Consider the following 25,724-nt stretch of genomic DNA (forward strand, 5'->3'; position numbering starts at 1 on the left):
ACGCAAACCATCAAGGCTAAAAGATTATGCAATTCTCCGAAAACTGGCTCCGTTCCATGGTCGATCCGAAGATGAATTCGGACGAACTCTCCCACCTGCTCACCATGTCCGGCCTCGAAGTCGAGGAAGTCGAAGCGGTCGCGCCGCCGTTTTCCAACGTGGTCGTGGCCGAAGTCAAGGAAGTGGCCAAGCACCCGAACGCCGACCGCCTGAACGTGTGCCAGGTCGACGTCGGCAGCGGCACGCTCTTGAATATCGTGTGCGGCGCGCCGAATGTGCGTGCCGGCATGAAGGCGATCTGTGCCAAGGCCGGCGCCGTGCTGCCGCCGGGCGCGGACGGCAAGCCCTTCGAGATCAAGGTCGGCAAGCTGCGCGGCGTCGAATCCCAGGGCATGCTGTGCTCGGCCAAGGAACTCAAGATTTCGGAAGAGGGCAGCGGCCTGATGGAGCTGCCGGAAGATGCGCCGGTCGGCCAGAACATCCGCGACTATCTCGGCCTGAACGACCTGAAATTCACGATCAAGCTGACCCCGAACAAGGCTGACTGCCTGTCGGTGCTGGGCGTGGCGCGCGAAGTGTCGGCGCTGACCGGCTCGCCGCTGAGCCTGCCGGCGCTGCGCAGCGTCCCCGTGACGATCGACGAAGTGCTGCCGGCAAAGATCTCGGCACCGGACCTGTGCGGCCGCTTTACCGGCCGCGTGATCCGTGGCCTGAACGCCAGGGCGGCCACCCCAGAGTGGATGAAGCGCCGCCTGGAACGCTCGGGCCAGCGCTCGGTGTCGGCCCTGGTCGACATCTCGAACTACGTGATGCTCGAAGTCGGCCGTCCGTCGCACGTGTTCGACCTGAACAAGATCCATGGCAGTATCGACGTGCGCTGGGGCAGGAAGGGCGAGTCGCTGAAGCTCCTGAACGGCAATACCGTCGAGGTCGACGAGTGGGTTGGCGTGATCGCCGACGACAAGGAAATCGAATCGCTGGCCGGCATCATGGGCGGCGACTCGACCGCCGTCACCCTGGACACCACGGACATCTACCTGGAAGCCGCCTTCTGGTGGCCGAACGCGATCCAGGGCCGCGCACGCCGCTACAACTTCTCGACCGATGCCGCGCATCGTTTCGAGCGCGGCGTCGATTACGCGACCACGGTCGAACACATCGAGCGCATCACTACCCTGATCGTCGAGATCTGCGGCACGCTTGATACCAAGGTCGGTCCGGTCGACGACCAGATCGCCAATCTGCCGGAACGCAAGCCGGTGCTGCTGCGCACCGCGCGTGCCGCCAAGGTCATCGGCGTCGACATCACCGACGAGACGGTGGCCGACATCTTCACCCGCCTGGGCCTGCCGTTTACGCAAGAACCCGGCCAGTTCCACGTGACCTCGCCGTCCTACCGCTTCGACATCGAGATCGAGGAAGACCTGATCGAGGAAGTCGCGCGCGTGTACGGCTTCGAGAACATCCCGACGCTGCCGCCGGTTGCCCCGAGCGCGATGCTGATCGAGCCGGAAAACACCCGCTCGCTGTTCGCGATCCGTCACCAGCTGGCCGACCTCGGCTACCAGGAAGTGGTCAACATGAGCTTCGTGGAGCAGCAGTGGGAAGCGGATTTCGCCGCCAACACGGATCCGATCCGCCTGCAGAACCCGATCGCCAGCCAGATGAGCGTGATGCGTTCGACGCTGATCGGCAGCCTGGTCGCCAACGTGCGCTACAACCTGAACCGCAAGGCCGGGCGCGTGCGCGTGTTCGAGATCGGCGCCGTGTTCAAGCGCAACGCCGAGGTGCAGGATGGTCCGCTGGCAGTGGCCGGCTTCGAACAGCCCAAGCGCGTGGCCGCGATCGCCTACGGTCCTGCGTTCGAGGAGCAGTGGGGGCAGCCGACCCGCGCGGTCGATTTCTTCGACGTCAAGGCCGACCTGGAAGCGCTGTTCGCGCCGCGCCAGGTACGCTTTGCCAAGATGGACCACCCGGCCCTGCACCCGGGCCGCTGCGCCGCGGTCGAGATCGACGGCAAGCAGGTCGGCTTCCTCGGCGAACTGCATCCGCGCTGGCAGCAGAAGTACGACCTGCCGCAGGCGCCGGTCCTGTTCGAAGTCGACGCCGAAGCCCTGCGCCAGCGCGACCTGCCGCGCTACAGCGAGATTTCGAAGTTCCCGGGCGCCACGCGCGACCTGGCGCTGGTGGTCAAGCAGGACGTCCCGGCCCAGGCTTTGCTGGATGCTTTCAGCGCAGAACTATCGTCCAATCCGGTTGGGAAACTCGTGCAAGCCGTTGTTTTGTTTGATGAATATCGCGGCAAAGGTTTGGAACAAGACGAAAAAAGTCTTGCGTTCCGCTTTGGCTTGCAAGATACTCAATCGACGTTGCAGGACGATGCGGTCGATGCCATCATGGCTGCGCTTGCTGCTGCGGCACAACAAAAACACGGCGCCAAATTGCGCGCCTGAGGGGATCTGGAAGGGGTTCCCTCATTCCAAAATGACTGTTGATCTGAAGGTAGGGCTTTCAAATTAATAATAATGACCTTGATTCCGCCGTACTCCAGGAGGCGCTGAACGCCGACCTGCATCGTGCGATGCAGGTGGCGCGAGTGCGGCAAGAAGCGGAAAAGGAATTGCCGACCTTGACCAAGGCGGAGCTGGCCGAGCTGCTGTTCGAGCAGGTCGGCCTGAACAAGCGCGAAGCCAAGGACATGGTCGAGACCTTCTTCGATGAAATCCGTAACGCGCTCGAGCGTGGGGAAGCCGTCAAGCTGTCAGGCTTCGGCAACTTCCAGCTGCGCGACAAGCCGCAGCGCCCCGGGCGCAATCCGAAAACCGGCGAGGAAATCCCGATCACGGCGCGCCGTGTCGTGACGTTCCACGCCAGCCAGAAGCTGAAAGGTATGGTCGAGGAAGCCGGGCCAGCGAGTACGGGCACCTCTGCGCTGGCACACGCCGCCTGAGACCTGCCTGCATCGCCGACCGGGTTCCTCTCCACGTAAGCCATGAACGATCGACCGAACAAGAACGAACTGACCGTGCTGCCGCCGATTCCGGCCAAGCGCTATTTCACGATTGGTGAAGTCAGCGAATTGTGCGGGGTCAAGCCGCATGTGTTGCGCTACTGGGAGCAGGAATTTACCCAACTAAAGCCTGTCAAACGCCGTGGAAATCGCCGCTATTACCAGCACCACGAAGTGCTGCTGATCCGGCGGATCCGCGAGCTGCTGTACGAGCAGGGGTTCACCATAAGCGGCGCGCGCAACCGTCTCGATGGCCGCAACGGCCCGCCCGATGAGGTCGAAGCCATCCCTGAGGCGCCGCCGGTTCCGACACTGTCGCCGGACCAGTTGCGCACGGAATTGCAGGCCATCCTTGCCGTGCTGCGGGGCGGTTCGCAGGCTGTCTGAGCCGGCCTGCCGGCACGCCGGTCCGAGGCAATTCCAGGTTAGGCGAGCTCAGGTATTCGTGCGCCCTGTTGTTCTGCACCTCGGAGGTGCTAGAATGTCACTTGCGAATGTTGCTGACTCAAACGCATGACCTAAAACGGGGCGTGAGGTGTCAGCCTCGGCTCTTTCCTGTACCAGGAAAAATCTAAGGGAAGACAATGATACGCGTTGCCATTTGTGACGATCACCAGATAGTTCGAGCAGGTTTCAAACAGATATTTTCGTCGTCCGGCGATTTCGAAGTCGTCGCCGAAGGCGCAACCGGGCGTGAAGCCCTCGATATCGCACGTCGTGAAATTTGCGACGTCCTGCTGCTGGATATTGCCATGCCCGACCAGAGCGGCATCGATATCCTGCGGACCATCCGCCAGGGCCAGCCCAACCTGCCGGTGCTGATCCTGTCCGGCTATCCAGCCCAGCAATACGCGCTGAACCTGTTCAAGATGGGCGCCAATGGCTACCTGAACAAGGAATGCGACGCCGACGAACTCAAGACTGCCGTCCGTACCGTCTACCAGGGCCGGCGCTACGTCAGCTCGCAGGTCGGCGAACTGCTGGCCCAGAGCTTCGACCGCGATCCCAACACGGCGCTGCACACCGAGTTGTCGGACCGTGAATTCCAGGTGTTCCTGCGCCTGGCCAAGGGTGCGACCGTGTCGGACATCGGCAATGCGCTGTCGCTGTCGATCAAGACGGTGTCGACTTACCGTACCCGCATCATGGAAAAGATGGGCCTGCAGTCCAACAGCGACCTCACCTATTACGCCATGAAAAACAACCTGCTCGACTGAGCAGGCGAGGGCGGCCACGGCGCCGCTCTTTTCCGCATGCCGCCGGTGCGCCCTGCACCGGTCTCTCTTCCCCCTCTGTTGTTCATATCGCCATTGCTGTATCCTTCCTGACTATCTGGATTAGCAACACACTTGCCTGCAGACTTGCTAATATGTAAGTTTTCGTAAAGAATTGTTTCTTTCCTGTGGTCCTCATGCCACAATCGGCTGCTCTCGTTCATGTACATGCTCACGAGAAATTTTCACCGGTCTATAATGGTCCGGACAGTCAATACTGGCAAAGGACCACGAGGATGTACTTCACCACTGACCCCAAGTCCCGGCCGGTCGGCAGCCTTCCGCTGTACCAGACGCTACTGTGCGTGGTGTGCGTACTCTTCCTGGTATTGAACGGCGTCAGCTTGGTGCGCAACCTGGATGGCTTGAACGACGCGAACGCCCGGCAGGCACGCGCGGACCGCGTGGCCGGCCACCTGCAATACCTGAACCTGCTCGTGACCGATGCCGAAAGCGGCATGCGCGGCTATTTCCTGTCCGGCTCCGACACCTATCTCGGCCCCTTGCGTACCGCCCAGCGCGAACTCGAGCGCGAGTTCACCACGCTGCAAGTCCTCCTCGCCGACAATCCATCCCAGCTCAAGAACCTGGCCCAGCTGCGCACCCTCGTCACGCGCCGCCTCGGCCTGATGGGGCAGGCGCTCGAGGTCTACCGTCATGGCGGCCTGGAGGACATCGTCGCGATTGCACGCACCCAGGACGACAAGACCCACATGGACGAGATCCGGCTGCAGGTCGTGATCATGACCGGCGAGCAGAACGAATTGCTGGCTGCGCGCGGCGCCGCCTTTTACGAGCATTCGCGCCGCGCCGCGCTGTTCGGCATCGGCATCAATATCGCGGCGCTGGTGGTGCTGGTGCTGTTCTATAACCTGATACGCCGCGGCTACCGCCTGCGCCTGCAGGCCGAGCGCGCGCTGCAGCAGACCAACGATGGCCTGGAAAACGTGGTGGCTTCGCGTACCGAACAATTGTCGGTGCTGTCGCGCCACCTGATCCGCGTGTCGGAAGAAGAAAAGGCGCGCCTGGCGCGCGAGCTGCATGACGAGATGGGCGCCAACCTGACGGCCATCGGCATGCACCTGAGCAGCGTCGGCGACCAGCTCAAGGATAGCCATCCGGCGCAGGCCGAGATGCTCGCGCGCGCCCGCGCGACGCTGGTCGATACGGTGGAACTGAAACGCCGCATCATCGAGGACTTGCGTCCCAGCCTGCTCGACAACATGGGCCTGGCGGCCGCCCTGGAAAGCTATTGCCAGGATTTCTGCCGCACCAGCGGGATCGATTGCGAGGCGCTGATCGAGCGCGAGGTGGACCGCGCCGCACCGATGCAGGCGATTGCCCTGTTCCGCATCACCCAGGAATCGCTGAACAACGTCGCCAAGTATGCCAAGGCACGCCATGTCATCGTGCACCTGGCGATCGAGGGCGAAGCGCTGGTGCTGGAAGTGAGCGACGACGGCGTCGGCATTCCGCCCGATGCGATGCGGCGGCCGAAATCGCACGGCCTGCTGGGCATGCGCGAACGCGCGGCGCTGCTGGGCGGGAGCCTGAAGGTGGGGCGTGGCGTCAATGGTCTCGGCACAAGCGTGCATGCCATCGTGCCCTTGAGCGCGCCGGGTGCCGGCGCCGAAGCGGAAGCTGCCGGCAAGCCGGCGCTGACGCTGGTCGCGCATAAGCCGGAAGCAACGCCGGACACGGCGCAGGCAGCAGAACAGATCGTAGAACAGACTGCAGAAAAGACAACGGCCCAGTTGACTGGGCCGGAAGAACTTCATCAGCGCTGGGCCGGCTGATCGTCCAGGTGATGCTGGACGGCCGCCCCGGCGCTGGCAGGTGAATCAGCGTGCGACGTCCATCAGCAGGCGGTCGTATTCGCTCTTGGCGACCTTGTAGCACTCGCCGGCGTAGTCTTCCAGGCCCTGGCGGTTCAGCACCGTGATGTTACCGCGGCGGTACTGGATCAGGCCTTCATCCTGCAGCTTGCCGGCGGCAGCGGTGATGCTTTCGCGGCGCACACCCAGCATGATCGAGATCAGTTCCTGGGTCACTTTCAGTTCGTTGCTCGGCGAGCGGTCCAGGCGGTCCAGCAGCCAGCGGCACAGTTTCTGCTCGATCGAGCTGTGGCGGCCGCCGACGGCGTTCTGTGCCATCTGGGCGAACAGCGCGTTCGTGTAGCGCATCAGCAGCTGGGGCAGGGCGCCGCCCTTGTTGAAGGCGTCACGCAGGTATTGGGTTTTCAGGCGGTAGCCGTAGCCAGCGCTCTGGACCACGGCGCCGCAGGTGGCGCGCTCGCCCATGAACAGCGACACGCCGACGGCGCCTTCGTGGCCGACCACGGCGATTTCAGTCGTCGCACCGTCTTCCATCACGTACAGCAGCGACACGATGGCGGTGGTCGGGAAGTAGACGTATTCGAGTTTGCTGCCGTATTCAAACAGTTCTTTGCCGAAAGGCAGCGGAACCAGTTCCAGATGCTCAAACAGGGTTTCCAGGTCTTGGCGCGGCAGGGCTGCCAGCAGCTCGTTCTGTTGGGTGCCGCTGTAGCTAACAACCGGGCGGGACGCGGTTTTCAGATCCTCAGAGGTGGTCGGGATCTGGCCCAGCGATTTCTTTTGCGCGGCAGCACCAAGTTGAGCGTTATTCATTTTATATCCTCTTTATCTCTGTCTTACGTCGGGGGCGATTGCTTGGATGGGTTTCCTCATCGCGATGTGAGAAGATTAACGGTTACGTATGTTGGCGAACATAAGACTGGCTGTCGCCCCCCTGTAGGTCCTATGCATGATGTTTTGTCAGTCCAGTCCTACTGGGAGGAAATGCCGAAAACAGGGTTTTTTGAGGGTCTGGACATGGATTTCAGGCATAAATTTTTCGTCCGAAGCCTCTTCGGCGTGTTGTGAAACGTGCTTCTCCTACATTTGTCCTACTGCTGAGTACGTCAAAATCGGCGCGCCCGCGCGGCATTCCGGTTTTCCCTCTGATGAAACGTTTGCTCAGCGATGCCGCCGGTGCCCCAATCAGTTCACACAAGCCGTCCCGGTATCGGTAAAATCGACTGTTTTGCAAGCGCCGCAAAGGCGAGACCATGTCCAACGAAACTGCAGCCATCACCCCAGACAATATCGACGCCGGCACCGCTGCCGCGGACGCCAAACCGGCCGCGCTGATCGCCCGCGAAGTCGCACGCCGCCGCACCTTCGGCATCATTTCCCACCCGGACGCGGGTAAGACCACGCTGACTGAAAAGTTGCTCCTGTTCTCGGGTGCGATCCAGCTGGCCGGTACCGTCAAGGGCCGCAAGAGCGGCCGCCACGCGACCTCGGACTGGATGGACATCGAGAAGCAGCGCGGCATTTCGGTGGCCTCGTCGGTGATGCAGTTCGAATTCCGCGACCACGTGATCAACCTGCTGGACACCCCGGGCCACCAGGACTTCTCGGAAGATACCTACCGCGTGCTGACCGCGGTCGACTCGGCCCTGATGGTGATCGACGCCGCCAAGGGCGTGGAAGAACAGACGATCAAGCTGCTCGACGTCTGCCGCATGCGCGCCACGCCGATCGTCACCTTCATGAACAAGATGGACCGCGAAACCCGCGATCCGCTCGAGCTGCTCGATGAAGTCGAATCGGTGCTGAAGATCGAATGCGCCCCGGTGACCTGGCCGATCGGCATGGGCAAGAACTTCCGCGGCGTGTACCACCTGCTGAACGACGAAGTCATGCTGTTCAAGGCCGGCGAGGAAAAGGCCGACGGCGCCTACGAAGTCATCAAGGGCATCGATAACCCGAAACTGGCCGAAATGTTCCCGCTCGAGATGGACCAGCTCAAGATGGAAGTCGAGCTGGTGCACGGCGCTTCGCATCCGTTCGACCTGGAGCGCTTCCTGGCCGGCGTGCAGACCCCGGTGTTCTTCGGCTCGGCGATCAACAACTTCGGCGTGCGCGAGATCCTGTCGGCGCTGGTCGAATGGGCGCCGGCGCCGCGCGAGCGCGACGCCACCGTGCGTGCCGTGAACCCGGACGAGCAGCCGTTCTCCGGCTTCGTCTTCAAGATCCAGGCCAACATGGACCCGGCCCACCGCGACCGCATCGCTTTCCTGCGCGTGTGCTCGGGACGCTTCGAAAAGGGCATGAAGGTCAAGCACCTGCGCCTCGGCCGCGAAGTCAAGCTGTCGTCGGTGGTGACCTTCATGGCATCGTCGCGCGAACAGGTGGAAGAGGCGTATGCCGGCGACATCATCGGCCTGCCGAACCACGGCAACATGCAGATCGGCGACAGCTTCTCCGAAGGCGAAGTCCTCACCTTCACGGGCATCCCGTACTTCGCGCCGGATCTGTTCCGCACGGTGCGTATCCGTAACCCGCTGAAGACCAAGCAGCTGCATAAAGGCTTGCAGCAGCTGGGCGAAGAGGGCGCCGTGCAGGTGTTCAAGCCGGTCATCGGCAGCGACCTGATCCTGGGCGCGGTCGGCGTGCTGCAGTTCGAGGTGGTGGCGAGCCGCCTGCTGAACGAGTACGGCGTGGACGCCGTGTTCGAAGGATCCAGCATCAGCAGCGCGCGCTGGGTGTCGAGCGACGATAAAAAGTCGCTGTCGGACTTCGAGACCGCGCTGGCGCCGAACGTCGCCTATGACGCCGCCGGCAACCTGGCTTACCTGGCCACCTCGGGCGTCAACCTGCGCCTGACCCAGGAGCGCTGGCCGAAGCTGCAGTTCCACGCGACGCGCGAGCACGCGGCCAAGCTGGATTGAGCGAAGGGTGGACGGGGGGAAACCCGTCCACTTACCCGTAACGCACGCGTTATCTCAGGGGCGGTTTTACCAGCAGCGCCTCCAGAACGCTTCCCACCCAGCTCACCACGAACACGACGCCGCTGATCGACACCGACAGCGGCGTCGGCGCTTTCGCGATCTGTGCCTCGATCGCCGCCGGATCGAGCGCCACCCGTCCCGACAGCACCTGATCGGCCAGCTCGTTCGCCTGCCCCAGCGCATGATTCAGGTACAGCAAGCCACCCACCGCGGCCACGACGATAAACAGCCATGCCCGCTGCCTGCGCCCCAGGTAGTACTGGCCGACCCCCGGAAATACCAGCGCAGACAACAGCGCCGCCACAAACTTCGACTTCATTCACGCTCCTTCTTCATGCATTGACACATCACAAATGCGGCCATGCGCCACAGCGTAGATTCATTAAATGCGCACCGGAAATAGCTCGGCGACATTGTTGACAGGGGAGGAAACCATGACGCTCGCATTCGATTTCAATCGCCGCATTGGCGGCGCCCGGCAACCGGCTCGGAGCCTCGGCTGAGATGCGCGCCGGGATGCTCTCACGCCTGCGTATCGGGCCGAAACTACTGCTGGCACCGGCGGTCGCGCTGGTGCTGCTGATCCTGCTGTCGTGCAGCGCCTATTATGCGATGGTACGCCAGAACAACTCGCTCGACGTCATCGTCCAGCAGCGCGCGGTGCACATGCGCGCCGCGGCCGAGCTGGCGGCGTCGAGCCAGCGCGCTCACGCGCAAGCCTACCAGGTGCTGACCTGGATCAGCGGCAGCTTTCCGCGCAGCCGCATCGAACCGCTGGCGCGCGACGTGCAGATCCAGCACGCCGCCGTCGAGCGCGGCTTCGCCAGCCTGGCGCGCCTGACCGGCGACAGCCCGGGCGAACGGCGCTACGTCGAACAGGCGCGCCGCGCCTGGGGCATCTACGTGACGGCGGTGCAGGACGTGATCGAGATCGCCCAGCTCGACCAGTCGATCAGCGCCAACGCCATGTCCAAGGCCGAGCGCGCGTTCGCCACGGTGTCGCAGCGCCTGGCCGAGCTGTCGCAGCGCGAACAGGAACTGTCCGAGCAAGCCTCGAACGGCGCCGAAGACGACTTCAAGACGGTGCAGACCCTGATGCCGATCGTGATCGCGCTGTCGATCGTGGCGGCGCTGGCGATCACGATGGCGGTGCGGCGTTCGCTGCTGGCCGAGGTCGGCGCCATCGAGACGGCGCTCAACGGCCTGGCCAGCGGCGACCTCACCGTCAAGCCGCGCGTGTATGGCAACGACGAGATCGCGGACACTTCGCGCGCCCTCGATGCCAGCATCCGCAGCCTGAACGGCCTGCTGCGCACCATCCTCGATTCGGCGCGCTCGATCGGCTCGTCCTCGCGCGAGATCACGCTGGGCCGCGCCGGCCTGCCGCCGCGCGCCGGCGTGCGCGCCTCGCTCGAGCAGACCGCGTCCTCGATGCAGGAACTGGCGGACGCAATCAGCCGCACCGCCGACAGCGCCGAGCAGGCCAACCGCCTGACCGAGAGCGCGTCGGAAGCCGCCCAGCAGGGCAACAGCGTGGTGCATCGCCTGGTGACGACGCTGGACAACGTGCGCCGCAGCGCCAGCCGCCTGGAAGAACTCGGCGGCACCATCGAAACCGCGCTGGACCGCGCCGGCATGCTGGCGCTGAACGCGGCCGTGGAAGCGGCCCAGACCGGGGAGGGCGGCCAGAGCTTCGCCCAGGCTGCCTGCGACATCCGCGCCCTGGCCCAGCGCGCCGCGCTGGCCGCGCACGAGGCGCGCGAGCTGGCCCAGCAGTCGGTGGCGACGATCGAAAGCGGCCACGCCTGGGCGCTCGATGCCGGCACCAGCATGGCCGACCTGGCCAGCTCGGTGCAGGAAGTGGGGGATATCGTGAACCGCATCGGCTGCGCCAGTGCCGAACGGGTGCAGGAACTGGCCGGCGTCAACCAGGCCATCGTGCGCATGGACGAGATGACCCAGCAGGGGTCGCGCATGGTGGAAGAAGCGGCGCTGGCGGCACGCAGCCTGCAGCAGCAGGCCCTTACGCTGTCGCGCGCGGTAGCGGCGTTCCGGCTGGACGAGGCGGTGCATGGGCCGGATACGCCGGTGAATACGCACGATCTCAGGAGCCGGGCCGAGCAGAACGACGCCGGGCCGGCCGGATCGCCGGACCGGCGCCCCGGCGGCGCCGGGCATCCCTACCTGCGGCTGGCGGCGAGCCGTGGTCAAAGTAGATCGATCAGCTAGCCGTCGACCGAGAACCGTCAGCGCCAAAGCCGTCGCCCCTGCGAAGGCAGGGGCCCAAGTTGCAAACGCAGTCGGAACGCGTCGAACTTGGACCCCTGCCTACGCAGGGGCGACGTATCGTTGCAGCGGGCTTCATGGAAGCGCACCCGTGTAGTTGCGCTTCACCCGCTTTTCTTGCCGCTTACTCGTAATCGCTGATCGGCGCGCAACCGCAGAACAGGTTGCGGTCGCCGTACGCATTGTCGGCACGGCCGACCGGCGGCCAGTACTTCTTCTTGCGCAGCGACGGCACCGGGAACGCAGCCACCTCACGGGTGTAGGTGTGCTGCCAGTCGTCGGCGGTGACCACTTCCGCGGTGTGCGGCGCGCCTTTCAGCGGGTTGTCCATGCGGTCGTACTCGCCGCGCTCGACCTTCACGATCTCGGCGTGGATGGTGATCATCGCCTCGATGAAACGGTCCAGCTCCACCTTGGCTTCGGATTCGGTCGGCTCGATCATCAGCGTGCCCGGCACCGGGAAGCTCATGGTCGGGGCGTGGAAGCCGAAGTCCATCAGGCGCTTGGCCACGTCTTCGTTGCTGATGCCGGTGGCATCCTGCAGCGGGCGCAGGTCGATGATGCACTCGTGCGCCACCAGGCCGTCGTGGCCGGTGTACAGCACCGGGTAGTGCGGCGCCAGGCGGCGCGCGATGTAGTTGGCGTTCAGGATCGCCGTCTCGGTGGCGGCGGTCAGGCCGTCGGCGCCCATCATCGCGATGTACATCCACGAGATCGGCAGGATCGAGGCCGAGCCGTAGGGCGCCGCGCTGACCGCGCCGATACCCTGCTCGTCACGCTGGTAGCCGGTCGAGGCCTGGTTCGGCAGGAAGGGCACCAGGTGCGCCGCGACCGCGACAGGACCGACGCCCGGTCCGCCGCCGCCGTGCGGGATGCAGAAGGTTTTGTGCAGGTTCAGGTGGCTGACGTCGCCGCCGAACAGGCCCGGACCGGCGACGCCGACCAGCGCGTTCATGTTGGCGCCGTCCACGTACACCTGGCCGCCGTGCGCATGCACGATCTCGCACAGTTCCTTGATGCCTTCCTCGAACACGCCGTGGGTCGACGGGTAGGTGACCATCACGCAGGCCAGGTTGGCGCTGTGCTGCTCGGCCTTCTTCTTCAGGTCCGCCAGGTCGACGTTGCCGTTTTCGTCGCAGGCGGTGACCACCACCTGCATGCCGACCATGTTGGCCGATGCCGGGTTGGTGCCGTGCGCCGAGGACGGGATCAGGCAGATGTTGCGGTGGCCTTCGCCGCGCGACTCGTGGTACTTCTTGATGATCAGGAGGCCCGCGTACTCGCCCTGCGAACCGGCGTTCGGCTGCAGGGACACGCCGGCATAGCCGGTGACGGCGCACAGCATCTTCTCTAGCTGGCCGATCATCTCGCGGTAGCCGACGGTCTGGTCATCGGGGGCAAACGGGTGGATGTTGGAGAACTCGGGCCAGGTGACCGGGATCATTTCCGAGGTCGAGTTCAGCTTCATCGTGCACGAACCCAGCGGGATCATGGTGCGGTCCAGCGCCAGGTCCTTGTCGGCCAGCGCGCGCAGGTAGCGCAGCATCTCATGCTCGGCGTGGTAGCGGTGGAAGGTCGGGTGCGTCAGGTAGGCGCTGGTACGCGCCAGGGCGGCCGGGAAGGCGTCCTGGACGTCGCTGTCGAGGCTGTCGAAATCGATGGCGACGCTGTTTCCCGACCCGTTGCCGGCGGCGGCGCCGAAGATCTTCGCCAGCACGGCGATGTCGTCGCGGGTGGTGGTCTCGTCGAGCGACAGGCCGACCTGGCGCGCGTCGATGCGGCGCAGGTTGACGCCGTTTTCGTTCGCGATGCGGTGCACCTCGTCGGCGTTGTCCGCGACGATGGTCAGCGTGTCGAAATAAGTTTCGTTAGCCAGCTGGAAGCCGGCGCCCTGCAGCGCGGTGGCCAGGATGCCGGTGTAGCGGTGCACGCGGCGGGCGATCTGCTCCAGGCCTTTCGGGCCGTGGTAGATCGCGTACATCGACGCCATCACGGCCAGCAGCACCTGCGCGGTGCAGATGTTCGAGGTCGCCTTTTCGCGGCGGATGTGCTGTTCGCGCGTCTGCAGCGCCAGGCGGAATGCCTTGTTGCCCTGGGCGTCGATGGTGACGCCGGCCAGGCGGCCCGCCATGCTGCGCTTGTATTCGTCGCGGGTGGCCAGGTAGCCGGCGTGCGGGCCGCCGAAACCGAGCGGCACGCCGAAGCGCTGGCTGTTGCCGACGACCACGTCGGCGCCCCATTCGCCCGGCGGGGTCAGCACGGTCAGGGCCAGCAGGTCGGCCGCCACGATGACCATGGCGCCGGCCGCATGCAGCTTCTCGACCGCGTGGCGGTAGTCGCGCACGTCGCCGTTCACGCCCGGGTACTGCAGCAGCACGCCGAAGCAGGTGTCGGTGAGGTTCTCGATGTCGGCGGCGGCGATGGTGCGCACTTCGACGCCGATCGGCCTGGCGCGCGTCTCGACCACTTCACGCGTCTGCGGCAGCACGTCGTCGGCGACGTAGAACACCTTCGAGGCCGATTTGCCGACGCGCTGGATCAGCGTCATGGCTTCGGCGGCGGCGGTGCCTTCGTCCAGCATCGAGGCGTTGGCGATGCCCATGCCGGTCAGGTCGATGATCACCTGCTGGAAGTTCAGGATCGCTTCCAGGCGGCCCTGCGAAATCTCCGGCTGGTACGGGGTGTAGGCGGTGTACCAGGCCGGGTTTTCGAATATGTTGCGCAGGATGACGGGCGGGGTGGTAGTGCCGTAGTAGCCCTGGCCGATCATCGACTTCATGACCTTGTTCTGCGAGGCGATGGCCTTCAGCTTGGCCAGCGCGGCCATTTCCGGCAGCGGCTCGAAGAACTCGCCCAGGTCCAGCTTGTCCTTGCGGCGGATGTTGGCGGGAACGACGGCATCGATCAGCGCGGCGCGCGATGCGTAGCCGAGGACGGACAGCATGGCTGCCTGTTCGGCGTCGGACGGACCGATGTGGCGCGGGATGAAACCGTCGCGGGCTTCGAGTTGGGTCAGGCTGGTGCGGGTCATGGTATGAGCAGAAAGGGAAAAATCGGCCGGGTAGGCAAACTATGCGCCGTCGCCCCTGCGAAGGCAGGGGTCCAATTTTTTGCGCAGGCTACGGAGCGAACCTGAGGCCCCTGCCTTCGCAGGGGCGACGTTGGCACCGGTAGGGTGCAATCGAAACGATATTGGGTCGAACAGACAAACAACAAGCGCGCCCTTGGGCGCGCCTGTCAAAAACATCACTCCTCGGTCGCCTTGCCGTAGGCAGCCGCATCCAGCAGGCCGTTGATGGCCGCCGGATCCGCCGGCTGCAGCTTGAACAGCCAGGCGCTGTAGGCGTCGGCGTTGATCGAGTCCGGCGCGTCGGCGGTCGGCTGGTTGACGGCGACCACGGTGCCCGAGACCGGGGCGTAGATGTCGCTGGCGGCTTTCACGGATTCCACCACGGCGGCGTCGTCGCCGGCGGTGAAGGTCTTGCCGACTTGCGGCAGCTCGACGAACACGATGTCGCCCAGCGCGTCCTGCGCGTATTCGGTGATGCCGACGGTCAGGGTGCCGTCGGTTTCCTGACGGACCCACTCGTGGGATTCGGTGTACTTCAGGTCGGCTGGGATGTTCATGCGTAGCTCCTAATGGGGATGGTTCAGTCAGTATAGTTTGTTCGGGTGCGGCCGGCGCGCTTACGCGGCCAGCACTTTGCCGTTACGCACGAACGGCAGCTTGACCACCGAGGCGGCCAGCTTCTTGTCGCGGATTTCGACGTGCACGGTGTCGCCCACGGCCACGTCCATGGGCACGCGCGCCAGCGCGATCGCCTGCTGCATCGACGGGCTGAAGGTGCCGCTGGTGATCTCGCCGGCGTTGCCGGATGCGGCGATGACTTTCTGGTGGGCACGCAGGATGCCGCCTTTTTCGCGCAGGATCAGGCCGACGAACTGCTGGTGCTGGCCGCGTTGCAGCGCGTTCTTGCCGACGAAGTCGCGCTCCGACACCAGGTCGACGGTCCAGGCCAGGCCGGCGTCCAGCGGCGACACGGTATCGTCCATGTCCTGGCCGTACAGGTTCATGCCGGCTTCAAGGCGCAGCGTGTCGCGCGCGCCGAGGCCGGCCGGCTTCACGCCCTGCGCCGCCAGCGCGTTCCACAGCGCGTCGACCTGGCCGGCGGCGACGCCGATCTCGAAGCCGTCTTCGCCGGTGTAGCCGGTGCGGGCCACCATCAGTTCGCCGAACGGGGTGTCTTTCACGATGACGGCGTTGAACGGCTTCAGGCCTTCCGAGGCTTCGCGCGCGGCCGGCACCGTTTCCCAGAACTTGGCGCGCGCGTTCGGACCCTGCACGGCGACCAGCGCGATGCCGTCGTCGGTGACGTGTTCGTTGATGTCGCTGCGGCGCGGGGTGATCGAGAGGCCCGAGCCCGAGGTCTCGTTGCGCTCGCGGATCCAGGCGATGTCCTTTTCGGCGGTGCCTGCATTGACCACCAGACGGAACCAGGTCTCGTCGAAGAAGTAGACGATCAGGTCGTCGATGACGCCGCCCTGCGGATTGAGCATGCAGGAGTACAGGGCCTTGCCCGGCGCCTGCAGCTTGTCGACGTTGTTGGCCAGCAGGCCGCGCAGGAAAGCGCGCACGTTGTGGCCCTGCAGGTCGACCACGCACATGTGCGAGACGTCGAACATGCCGGCGTCGCTGCGCACGGCATGGTGTTCTTCGATCTGCGAGCCATAATTGACGGGCATGTCCCAGCCGCCAAAGTCGACCATCTTGGCACCAGCGGCGCGGTGTACGGAGTTGAGCGGGGTCGCTTTGAGCGTCATGGAGTCCTCGGGCACGTGAAATGGGGTTCGGGCACACGGACCTCGTCCGCATGCCTTGCGCACCCCTCTGTCCTCGGTACCTGAGAGATAGCGGCGATGCCGCCTGCCCCTTCGGTGGGCCCCCAGGGCCGCTCTCCAGAGTTGGCCGCCGCACCATTCTTCGATGGCGCAGCGTCCCTTGACCGGTCCGGTTGCCTGAGAGTTTTCGGGTGATGCCCCTTCGGCGGCAGCCTGCGCTGCGCTCTCCCGGTCAAGACTGCGAAGGATATGTCAGCGGCCGGGGGAAGTCAATCCGGAGAGCTGGCAGCTTGCTTTTCATGGCAGGGGCGCACACTCTTGCTGGTAGGCCACATGGCGCCAAACCGTGATTTGTTACACTTGTCCCACGAACCTTGTGACAGAAGAGAGGGACTATGAGCGAAGATCTAGCAAATCAACAAAAGGAGGCGTGGTTCACGCTGTCAGGCGACGTGAACAGCGACATGGTGCATCGCGTCTTCGAAGCCACATCCCACATGACCGAAGACGGTATCGACACGGCGCACGTGCTGGTCCAGTCGAACGGCGGCTACGTCAGCGACGGCCTGTGCCTGTACAACTTCATGGCCAATTCACCGGTCAACTTCATCACCTACAACGGCGGCGCGGTGGCGTCGATCGCGGTGATCCTGTTCCTGGCAGGCCGGCAGCGCTACGCCAGCGAGACGGCGCGCTTCATGATCCACAAGTCGCATGCGACGGCTTCGCCGGGTTCGCGCCCGGATGCGCTGAACATCATCGTCGAAGGCTTGCGCGCCGACGACGCGCGCACCGAGTCGATCCTGCGCAAGCACATCGAACTTTCGCCGGAGCAGTGGGGCATCCACCAGTACGGCGACCTCCACCTCACCGCGCGCGAAGCCAAGGCCGCGGGACTGATCACCGAGGTGACCGATTTCGCACCGCCGCGTGGCGCGCCGCTGCGCAATATCTGATGATCTAACTGGATCAAGAAGCCTGGCGCGTCTCCGAGATCGGAGACGCGCCAGGCGCATGCGCCTGGCCATGCTACGGATAGATAGAAAACAGCAGGGCCTGATGCGCTTTCGACGCATCAGGCCCTGCTGTTTTTATCTACCTCTACCTGATCAGCCGATCAGCGGTTGCCGGCATTCTTGCGGCTTTGGCGTCCGGCTTCGGCATGCTGTTCCGGCGAACCGCCGCGGGTGCCGCCCGAACGCGAGCCCGAACCCGACGAGGCCGACTGCTTGTTGCCGTCGTTCTTGTGGCTCTGGCGGCCGGCAGCAGCATGCTGCTCCGGCGTGCCGCCCTGGACGCCGCCCGAACGCGAGCGCGAGCTCGAGCCTGCGGAACCGGATTGCTTGTTGGCGTCGTTCTTGTGGCTTTGCTGGCCGGCCTTCACGTGTTGTTCGTGGGTGCCGCCTTGATTGCCGGGACGCGAGTTTTTATTCGTAGTCATGATCATTCCTTTCGATAAAATGGGAAATGTCCTGCTCGCCAAAACGTTGTCTAAACTTTGTTTGTTCAGCAGCGTTTTCGGTAGTGCAATGATGCGAGCCCGGCCTTGGAACGGGTATCGGAGCTTCACTTGAGCTCGTGTAGGACTAGGACTGGGTATCAAAGAATGTTTTTACTTGAAAAGCGCGAAAAACAAATATGCTTATTTTGTGTTTGCCAGACTTATCGCTAATAACCGGTAAATTCATGGATGAGTTAGCTCATCAATAGAATGATTATTCTTTCAGGGGCGGCGCTGGACCATGCTGCGCAGCGGACCGAAGCCACGGCGGCGCAACTATTCTGATTGCTAGCCGGAAATTATGTGCCACAATAAGCAGAGCATTCCACGCCATTCTCCAGACCCATGACCGCAAGCCAAGCCCAGACCCCGGCTGCCCGTAAGGCCGCGTCCTTGCAGGCGACGCTGGACGCGCTCGCCGGTGCCGTCTCGACGCACGTCAAGGACGCGCTGGGCGACATGGCCGCGCGCATGTCGGCGGCGCTGGCCGAGGTCGATGCGCCGGGCCTGGACACGCGTGCGGTCTACCAGCGCGTGAAATCGGCGCGCCTGCTGAAGGACAACGGCTACGCCTTCGTGCACCTGGCCGAGGCCGCGATCGGGCAGGCGGTGCGCGCCGAACTGGATGCCCTGGGCCCGGCAGCGCATGCGCGCCAGCCTGCCGCCGCTGCGGCCGTGGCGCTGAGCCTGGTGCCGCTCGAGGAAATCGACGACAAGCTGGCATTCACGGCGCTGGCGCGCCCCTTCGACATCCAGCATGCCGACGTGCTGGCGACACTGTCGGTCCGCCTCGGCCTGCTGCTCGAGCGCGGCCTGCTGCGCGCCGACGCCAATCCCTTCCGTCCAGCCGTATTCCTGAAGGCGCTCGACCAGGCCTGGCGCGAATTCGAGCCCGACGCCGAAGCCCACGGCCTGATCCAGCCGCTGCTGCGCCCCGAGATCGTGTTCGACCTCGCACCGCTGCTGGAGCGCCTGGTCGAGGTCCTGAAGCGCAAGGAAGGCCAGCCCGGCTCGGTCGACGCGCTGCGCATCCAGAAAACCGACGACAGCGCCGCCGCCCGGGCAGCGCGCGCCGGCAGCCGCGCGGCGCTGGCGAAGCAGTTGCGCGCGCTGTTCGGCGACGATGGCGGCGAGGATGGGGTGCCGCTGATTCCGGACCTGCCGGCGATGCCGTCCGGCGACGGCGGCTGGCGGCCGAGTGCCGCGGCCGGGTTCCAGGGCGGGGCGGGCGCCGATCCGGCTGGCGGCGCTGCGCCTGCCGCCGTCACTGCCTCCGCGGGAGCAGCTGCTCCGCCGCTGCAGCCGGCGGCGGGCTTCGCGCCAGCGGCCGGCAGCCCGGTCTTCCAGCCCCTGCAGGGTGGGGTTGCTGGCGGGGGCGGCACGCCGCTCCAGCCCGGCGCCGGCATCGTTCCCGGCCCGTTGCCGGTCCAGCCGGTCCAGCCGGTCCAGTCGGCCGCAGGCGCGCCGACGCACGCGGCGCTCCCGGCGCAGGGCGTGGCCGCGGGCCAGGCTGCCTTCCATGTCCAGGTACAGACTGCTGCCGGCAGCGCCGGCGCTGCCGTGGGCGCGGTGGGCACGGGCGCGGGGGCGATGCCCGGCCTCGCCCTGCAATGGGCCGGTATCCCGGTGCAGGGCCTGGTCGCTGCCGCCAGCGGCGCCGCGCCGCTGCCGCAGGCGGCGCCGGGCGCGGCCATGGTCGCCAGCGCGCCGCTGCTGGAGCTGGTGGCCGGCATCGAGCCGGTGCTGGCTGCCGCCCGTGCCAACGGCGGCGGGCAGGGCGGTGCAGCTGCCCCGCACCAGGTGTTCTACCTGCCGCGCCTGAAGCAGAGCCTGCCGCAGGGCAGCCTGTCGCGCGGCGACGCCAATACCCTCGACCTGCTGTCGCGCGTGTTCGAGACCGTGCTGCTGGACGACAGCATCCCGCCGCGCGCGCGCGAACTGCTGCAGCTGCTGCAGGTGCCGGTGCTGAAAGCGGCATTGCTCGATAAAAGCTTCTTCTTCGAGGAAGCGCATCCGGCGCGGCGCATGGTCGACCTGTTGTCGCGCATGGGCTGGGAGCAGCACAAGGATGGCGACGACCCGGTATTCCAGGCCATGCAGCGCAGCGTCGACCGGGTGGCGCAGCCGGGCGGCGGCGCGGGCGCCGGCTTCGAGGAGGCGGTGGCCGGCCTGGAAGCCAGCATCGCACAGGAAGAGCGCGCCGAGGAACAGGCGCTGGCGACCCCGGTGGCCACCGCACTCAAGCAGGAAAAGCTGGCGGCGGCCACGCGCGCCGCACGCGACGCGGTGGCGCTGCGCATCGGCGCAGGCAAGGACCAGGACGCCGACGGTGCCGATGCCGGCGAGATCCTGGATGCAGTGAGCGGCTTCCTCGAGCAGCGCTGGACCACCGTGCTGACCTTCGCCTACACCATCGAGGACGACAAGCCGGGCGCAGTCGGCAACGCCACCCGTGCGATGGATGACCTGATCTGGAGCATCAAGCCGAAGGCGACCCAAGAGCAGCGCAAGACCCTGATCGCGCGCCTGCCGCGCCTGCTGGCCACGCTCAACAAGTGGCTGGACGCGATCCGCTGGCATGATGCCGAGCGCCTGCACTTCTTTGCCCGCCTGGCCGAATACCACGCCGCCATCGTGCGCGCCCCGATCGAGCTGTCGCCCGAGCGCCAGCTGGAACTGGCGGTGGAAGCGGCCCAGCGCGACGCCATGCGCCGGGTCGAGCTGGAAAACGCCGCCGCGGCCCAGGAAGCGGCGCGCCAGGATGCGATCTCGCCGCTGGACGGCCTCGAGCGCGGCATGTGGTGCGAATTCCGCAGCGACGACGGCGCCCGTACCAACGCGCGCAAGGTCAGGCTGGCCTGGGTCAGCCCGCTGCGTACCCTGTTCATCTTTTCCGGCAGCGGGCGCCGCGAAGCGTTTTCGATGACGGCCGAGAAGCTGGTCGACGCGCTGCACGCCGGCGCCGCGCGCGTGCTGGCGATGGAAGGCGTGGTCGGCCAGGTGCTGATGGCGGCGATGGGAGATGGGCCCGGGAGCCACGCGCCGGATCGCGCCATCCCCAAGTTTCACTGACAGCAGGCAACAAATAGTAGGTTATACTGTTTCCAGACAGCCATGCCACGCGTGTGGCCGTGCCTACTTTCTTCGGCCTTCTCCCTGTCATGCCCTTCGATGTAGCCTCGATCCTCGTTGCGACGACCTTCAGCATGCTGACAATGGCCTTGGCATTGGTGTCCGTGATGGGGAACGTCAACCGGGCGGCCCGGTTTGCCCAGGCCGGCGCCGTGCTGCAGGCGCTCGGCTGGATACTGCTTCTGCTGTCAAGCCGGGTAGCGCCAGGCGGAACCGCGGATTTTGCGCTGTCGACGCTGTCGATGGGCTGCATTTCCGGCGGACTGGCCTGCAACGCCGCCGCCTTCGAACTGTGGTGCGGCCGCGGTGCGCCGGATCGGGTCCCGGCGCTGCTGGCCATCGCGATGACGGCCGGCTACGGCGCCGGTTTCTCCAGTTATGCGTTCCGGGTCGGCTGGGCCAACGGCCTGCTGGCGCTGCAGATGGCGCTGATGATCGTGGGCCTGGCGCGCCGCGCCGCCGTGCCGGTCGGGCGCTGGCGCTGGCTGCTGATCGCCGGTCTTGCGGTCCAGGCCTTGTTCACCGCATGGCGCGGCGTGCTCGGCGCGTTTTTTACCGAACAGTTCCCGACCTTCATGACGCCGCACCCGGTCAACCTGGCGTTTGCCCTGGTGGCCAACGTGACCACCGTCGCCGGCCTGGTCGGTATCCTGCTGGCGCATCGCGACGAAGCGGCGCGGGCGCTCGAGCGCCTGGCCACCATCGACGGCCTGACCGGTGTGCTGAACCGGCGCGCCTGGCTGCTGCAGGCCGACATCGAACTGGCGAACAGCATCCGCTATGGCAGTCCGCTCGCGGTGCTGATGATCGATATCGACCATTTCAAGCAGATCAACGACAGCCGCGGCCACGAAGCCGGCGACCGCGCCCTGCAGTTTTTTGCAAGCGTGCTGAAAAACGCATGCCGCAGCGGCGACACCGTGTGCCGCTACGGCGGCGAAGAGTTCTGCGTGCTGCTGCTGCGGGCCGACGAGGAGGCGGTGCTGGCCTTCGACCGCCGCATCCGCATCCATTTGCAGGATGCCGCGATGCGCGAACTCGGGCATCCGCTGGGCTATAGCGGCGGCATGGCGCTGCGCGCGCCGGACGAAGTGCGCATGGCCGGCCTCCTGCGCCGCGCCGACGCTGCCTTGTACCGGGCCAAGGCGATGGGCAGGGCGCGCACCATCGATGCCGGCCGCGTGCCTGCCGAATTGTCCTGACAGCAAGCAACAGATGGTATGATGCGTGTTTCGTCGAACCCCATCCAGCGTAGCGAACGTGCGTCTCTCCTCCATTAAATTGTCGGGATTTAAGTCTTTCGTCGATCCCACCAATTTCCAGGTGCCGGGACAGCTCGTGGGCGTCGTCGGCCCCAACGGTTGCGGCAAATCGAACATCATCGACGCCGTACGCTGGGTGCTGGGCGAATCCAAGGCATCCGAGCTGCGCGGCGAATCGATGCAGGACGTGATCTTCAACGGCTCGACCCACCGCAAGCCGGCCGGGCGCGCCTCGGTCGAGCTGGTGTTCGACAACAGCGCCGGCAAGGCGGCCGGGCAGTGGGGGCAGTACGCCGAGATCGCGGTCAAGCGCACCCTCACGCGCGACGGCACCTCGACTTATTACATCAACGGCCAGCCGGTACGGCGGCGCGACATCCAGGACATCTTCCTCGGCACCGGCCTCGGCCCGCGCGCCTACGCCATCATCGGCCAGGGCATGATCGCGCGCATCATCGAATCGCGCCCGGAAGAGCTGCGCGTGTTCCTGGAAGAAGCCGCCGGCGTCTCCAAGTACAAGGAACGCCGCCGCGAAACCGAAAACCGCCTGGCCGACACCCGCGAAAACCTGGTGCGGGTGGAAGACATCCTGCGCGAACTGAACGCCAACCTGGAAAAGCTGGAAGCGCAGGCCGCAGTGGCCAACCGCTTCAAGCAGTTGCAGTCGGACCAGGAAGAAAAGCAGAAGCTGCTCTGGCTGCTGCGCAAGAACGAAGCCAAGGCCGAGCAGGCGCGCTGGTTCCTCGAGATGGAGCAGGCCCAGACCGGGCTGGAGGCGCAGACCGCGCAGCTGCGCAACCACGAACTCGAGCTGGAGCGCCTGCGCCAGGCCCACTTCGCCACCGGCGACAGGCTGCACACGGCCCAGGGCGCGCTGTACCAGACCAATTCCGAGATCGGCAGCCTGGAGGCGCAGATCAAGTTCGTGCTCGAGTCGCGCACGCGCCTGCAGAACCAGATCGGCACTCTGACTGCCCAGCGCGAGCAGTGGCAGAACCAGGCCGCCGAGCTGCAGGAACAGATCGAGGAAGGCGAGTTCCGCCTGGAAGAGCTGGCGGCGCGCGTGGAAGGCGCGCAGATTGCGGTGGAAGCCCAGAACGAGCGCCTGCCCGAACTCGACGCCGCCTGGCGCGCGGCCCAGAACCAGTCGACCGAATCGCGCGCCCGCATCATGCAGGTCCAGCAGCGCATCGAATTGTCCGCAGCGCACGGGCGCAATGCCGCGAGCATCCTGGCCACGCTGGCGACGCGGCGCGAGCGCCTGCAGCAGGAACGCGCCGGCATCGACCTGCCGGACGCCGGCCACCTAGACAACCTGCGGATGCAGCTGGAGGAAAAACAGCTGCAGCTGGAAGAGCAGACCCTGATGCTGGAAGAAGCCGCCGCGCGCCAGCAGGCGGTCGAGGAAGAGCGGCGCCAGGCCCATGCCGGCGCGCAGGCCGAAGCGGCCGCCAACGCCAAGCTGGAAGCGCGCCTGGCGGCGCTGCGCCAGCTGCAGGAACGCGTGCAGACCCAGGGCAAGGTCCAGCCCTGGCTGCAGAAGCACGAACTGGATAAACTGCCGCGCCTGTGGGAAAAGCTCGACATCGAAACCGGCTGGGAAACGGCGCTGGAATCGGTGCTGCGCGAACGTACCGGCGCGCTCGAAATCTCGAACCTGGACTGGGCGCGCGGCTTCTTCGGCGACGCCCCGCCGGCGCGGATGGCGGTCTACACGCCGGCGCCCGGTGCCCCGGCGCAGCCGGACCACCACGGCCTGAAACCGTTCGCGTCGCTGCTCAAGCTGAACGACCCCGGCCTGCGCGGCCTGCTCGACGACTGGCTGTGGGGCGTGTACGCCGCCGACGATCCGGGCACGGCGCTGGCCCAGCGCGCGCGCCTGCCCGAGGGCGGCCTGTTCGTCACCCCGAACGGCCACATCGTCAGCCGTTCCAGCGTGCGCTTCTACGCCGCAGATGCCGAGCAGGACGGGGTGCTGGCACGCCAGCACGAGATCGACAACATCGGCAAACAGCTGCGCGCCCAGGCGCTGCTGCTGGACGAGGCACGCACCCGCAGCACGCGCGCCGACGCCGCGGTGGGCGAACTGCAGCGCCGCCTGCAGGATGGGCGCCAGCGCGTGGCCACGCTGCAGCGCGAGACCCATGCGCTGCAGATCGAGGTGGTCAGGCAGGGCGAAGCCGAGGCGCGCCTGAACCAGAGGAGCGGCCAGATCGCGGCGGACCTCGACGAGATCGCGCTCCAGGAAGCCGAGCAGCGCCAGGCCCGCGCGGAGGCCGAGGCCGAATTCGAGATGCTCGACATGGAACTGGCCGAGCTGCAGGGCGCGCACGAGGATGGCCAGACCGCCTTCCAGGACAAGGAGCGCGCCCTGAACGAAGCGCGCGAACGCCTGCGCGAGCTGGAACGCGCGGCCCAGGAAGCCGGCTTCGCCGAAAAGACCGGGCGCGCCCGCATCGACGAGCTGCGCCGCACCATCGCCACCGCATCGCAGCAGGCGGCCAGCGTCGGCGAGACCATCGGCGCGGCCAGGCTGGAGCTGGCATCGCTGGAATCCGGCGCCGCCGCCGAAGGCCTGCAGGCGCTACTGGCGCGCCGCACCGAGCAGGAGGGGGCGCTGTCCGACGCCCGCCACGAACTCGACCAGCTGACCCAGCAGCTCAGGCAACTGGAAGAAGGGCGCATGAGCGCCGAGCGCAGCCTGCAGCCGCAGCGCGATCGCATCACCGAGATGCAATTGAAGGAACAGGCCGCGCGCCTGAACCAGGAGCAGTTCGACGAAGCGCTGCGCGCCACCGGCGCGGTCGAATCGGAACTCGCGCAAAAGCTCGATCCGGAGATGAAGCCGTCCTACCTGCAGGGCGAGGTGACGCGCCTGACGAACGCCATCAACGCGCTCGGCGCGGTGAACCTGGCGGCGGTGGAAGAACTGGCCCAGGCCACCGAGCGCAAGCGCTTCCTCGATGCGCAGAACAACGACCTGCAGGAAGCCATCGGTACGCTGGAAGGCGCGATCGGGCGTATCGACCGTGAATCGCGCGACCTGCTGCAGGACACCTTCGATCGCGTCAACGGCCATTTCTCGGAACTGTTCCCGATCCTGTTCGGCGGCGGCACGGCAAAGCTGGTGATGACCGGCGACGAGATCCTCGACGCCGGCGTGCAGGTGATGGCCCAGCCGCCCGGCAAGAAGAACGCCACCATCCACCTGCTGTCCGGCGGCGAAAAGGCGCTCACCGCTACCGCCCTGGTGTTTTCGATGTTCCGCCTGAATCCGGCGCCGTTCTGCCTGCTGGACGAGGTGGACGCGCCGCTCGACGACGCCAATACCGAGCGCTTCTGCCGCATGGTCAAGCGCATGTCCGACCACACCCAGTTCCTTTTCATCTCGCACAACAAGATCGCGATGGAGATGGCGAACCAGCTGATCGGCGTGACCATGCAGGAGCAGGGCGTGTCGCGCATCGTGGCCGTCGACATGGAAGCGGCGGCCGACCTGGCTGCCGCCTGAGTTCATCCTCCCTCCTGCAGGCGGTTCGCTGCCACGTTGCGCGATTTCCCCCGATTCAAGCTGCCTGCCCTATCCCGGTGCAGGACGCCCTTG

General features: G+C 65.8%; 17 protein-coding genes and 2 riboswitches. Of the genes, 11 read left to right on the forward strand and 6 right to left on the reverse strand.

The window, feature by feature from the left end; translation table 11 throughout:
- Positions 1-26 precede the first annotated feature (26 nt).
- From pheT to FBX97_RS24300, 5 genes are all read left to right on the forward strand, one after another.
- On the forward strand, positions 27-2,453 hold the full coding sequence (gene pheT, locus FBX97_RS24280; RefSeq protein ID WP_141837542.1) for a phenylalanine--tRNA ligase subunit beta: 2,427 nt from the start codon (positions 27-29) through the stop codon (positions 2,451-2,453).
- A 128-nt stretch (positions 2,454-2,581) separates the two neighbouring features.
- A complete protein-coding gene (locus FBX97_RS24285) occupies positions 2,582-2,950 on the forward strand; it encodes an integration host factor subunit alpha (protein WP_141837544.1) in 369 nt (122 codons plus the stop codon).
- 42 nt (positions 2,951-2,992) lie between these two features.
- Positions 2,993-3,397 carry a MerR family transcriptional regulator gene (locus tag FBX97_RS24290; protein WP_141837546.1) on the forward strand — a complete coding sequence of 135 codons (405 nt, stop codon included), beginning with the start codon at positions 2,993-2,995 and terminating at the stop codon, positions 3,395-3,397.
- Positions 3,398-3,594: 197 nt separating this feature from the next.
- Positions 3,595-4,227 (forward strand): response regulator transcription factor, encoded by a 633-nt coding sequence (locus FBX97_RS24295; RefSeq protein ID WP_141837548.1) that lies wholly within the window; start codon positions 3,595-3,597, stop codon positions 4,225-4,227.
- Positions 4,228-4,520: 293 nt separating this feature from the next.
- Positions 4,521-6,080 carry a CHASE3 domain-containing protein gene (locus FBX97_RS24300; RefSeq protein WP_141837550.1) on the forward strand — a complete coding sequence of 520 codons (1,560 nt, stop codon included), beginning with the start codon at positions 4,521-4,523 and terminating at the stop codon, positions 6,078-6,080.
- A gap of 45 nt (positions 6,081-6,125) precedes the next feature.
- On the opposite strand, the gene FBX97_RS24305 is transcribed toward FBX97_RS24300, so the two are convergent.
- Complete coding sequence (locus FBX97_RS24305) at positions 6,126-6,932, reverse strand: Crp/Fnr family transcriptional regulator (protein WP_141837553.1); 807 nt, start codon at positions 6,930-6,932, stop codon at positions 6,126-6,128.
- 440 nt (positions 6,933-7,372) lie between these two features.
- On the opposite strand from FBX97_RS24305, the gene FBX97_RS24310 reads away from it, so the two are divergent.
- On the forward strand, positions 7,373-9,040 hold the full coding sequence (locus FBX97_RS24310) for a peptide chain release factor 3 (protein ID WP_141837555.1): 1,668 nt from the start codon (positions 7,373-7,375) through the stop codon (positions 9,038-9,040).
- A gap of 49 nt (positions 9,041-9,089) precedes the next feature.
- Here the strand turns inward: FBX97_RS24310 and FBX97_RS24315 are convergent, their stop codons facing one another.
- Positions 9,090-9,419 (reverse strand): hypothetical protein, encoded by a 330-nt coding sequence (locus FBX97_RS24315; protein WP_141837557.1) that lies wholly within the window; start codon positions 9,417-9,419, stop codon positions 9,090-9,092.
- Between the two features lie 197 nt (positions 9,420-9,616).
- Between FBX97_RS24315 and FBX97_RS24320 the strand changes: the two genes are divergently transcribed.
- Positions 9,617-11,329: a methyl-accepting chemotaxis protein gene (locus FBX97_RS24320; RefSeq protein ID WP_185748727.1), complete on the forward strand. Its 1,713-nt coding sequence runs from the start codon at positions 9,617-9,619 to the stop codon at positions 11,327-11,329.
- A 181-nt stretch (positions 11,330-11,510) separates the two neighbouring features.
- Here FBX97_RS24320 and gcvP read toward each other — a convergent pair whose 3' ends face one another.
- The 3 genes from gcvP to gcvT all read right to left on the reverse strand — a co-directional run bounded on the left by gcvP (position 11,511) and on the right by gcvT (position 16,207).
- Entirely contained in the window at positions 11,511-14,417 is a 2,907-nt protein-coding gene (gcvP, locus tag FBX97_RS24325; protein ID WP_141837561.1) for an aminomethyl-transferring glycine dehydrogenase, read from the reverse strand.
- A gap of 215 nt (positions 14,418-14,632) precedes the next feature.
- Entirely contained in the window at positions 14,633-15,013 is a 381-nt protein-coding gene (gene gcvH, locus FBX97_RS24330; RefSeq protein WP_141837563.1) for a glycine cleavage system protein GcvH, read from the reverse strand.
- A 60-nt stretch (positions 15,014-15,073) separates the two neighbouring features.
- On the reverse strand, positions 15,074-16,207 hold the full coding sequence (gcvT, locus tag FBX97_RS24335; protein ID WP_141837565.1) for a glycine cleavage system aminomethyltransferase GcvT: 1,134 nt from the start codon (positions 16,205-16,207) through the stop codon (positions 15,074-15,076).
- Positions 16,208-16,264: 57 nt separating this feature from the next.
- A riboswitch (glycine riboswitch) is annotated at positions 16,265-16,356 on the reverse strand.
- Positions 16,357-16,380: 24 nt separating this feature from the next.
- Positions 16,381-16,466, reverse strand: a riboswitch (glycine riboswitch).
- A gap of 154 nt (positions 16,467-16,620) precedes the next feature.
- Here gcvT and FBX97_RS24340 point away from each other — a divergent pair.
- A complete protein-coding gene (locus FBX97_RS24340; protein ID WP_141837567.1) occupies positions 16,621-17,181 on the forward strand; it encodes an ATP-dependent Clp protease proteolytic subunit in 561 nt (186 codons plus the stop codon).
- Positions 17,182-17,342: 161 nt separating this feature from the next.
- On the opposite strand, the gene FBX97_RS24345 is transcribed toward FBX97_RS24340, so the two are convergent.
- Positions 17,343-17,666, reverse strand: a complete 324-nt coding sequence (locus tag FBX97_RS24345) for a hypothetical protein (protein WP_141837569.1) — start codon at positions 17,664-17,666, stop codon at positions 17,343-17,345.
- Positions 17,667-18,071: 405 nt separating this feature from the next.
- Between FBX97_RS24345 and FBX97_RS24350 the strand changes: the two genes are divergently transcribed.
- The 3 genes from FBX97_RS24350 (at position 18,072) to smc (ending at position 25,631) form a co-directional block, all read left to right on the forward strand.
- Positions 18,072-20,798, forward strand: coding sequence for a DUF1631 family protein (locus FBX97_RS24350; protein WP_141837571.1), 2,727 nt, complete (start codon positions 18,072-18,074; stop codon positions 20,796-20,798).
- 134 nt (positions 20,799-20,932) lie between these two features.
- Positions 20,933-22,060, forward strand: a complete 1,128-nt coding sequence (locus FBX97_RS24355) for a GGDEF domain-containing protein (protein WP_255517623.1) — start codon at positions 20,933-20,935, stop codon at positions 22,058-22,060.
- 58 nt (positions 22,061-22,118) lie between these two features.
- Positions 22,119-25,631 carry a chromosome segregation protein SMC gene (smc, locus tag FBX97_RS24360; RefSeq protein WP_141837577.1) on the forward strand — a complete coding sequence of 1,171 codons (3,513 nt, stop codon included), beginning with the start codon at positions 22,119-22,121 and terminating at the stop codon, positions 25,629-25,631.
- Positions 25,632-25,724 lie beyond the last annotated feature (93 nt).

Origin of the sequence: Herbaspirillum sp. SJZ107, from assembly GCF_006715485.1 — a bacterium.
GTDB lineage: Bacteria > Pseudomonadota > Gammaproteobacteria > Burkholderiales > Burkholderiaceae_D > Telluria.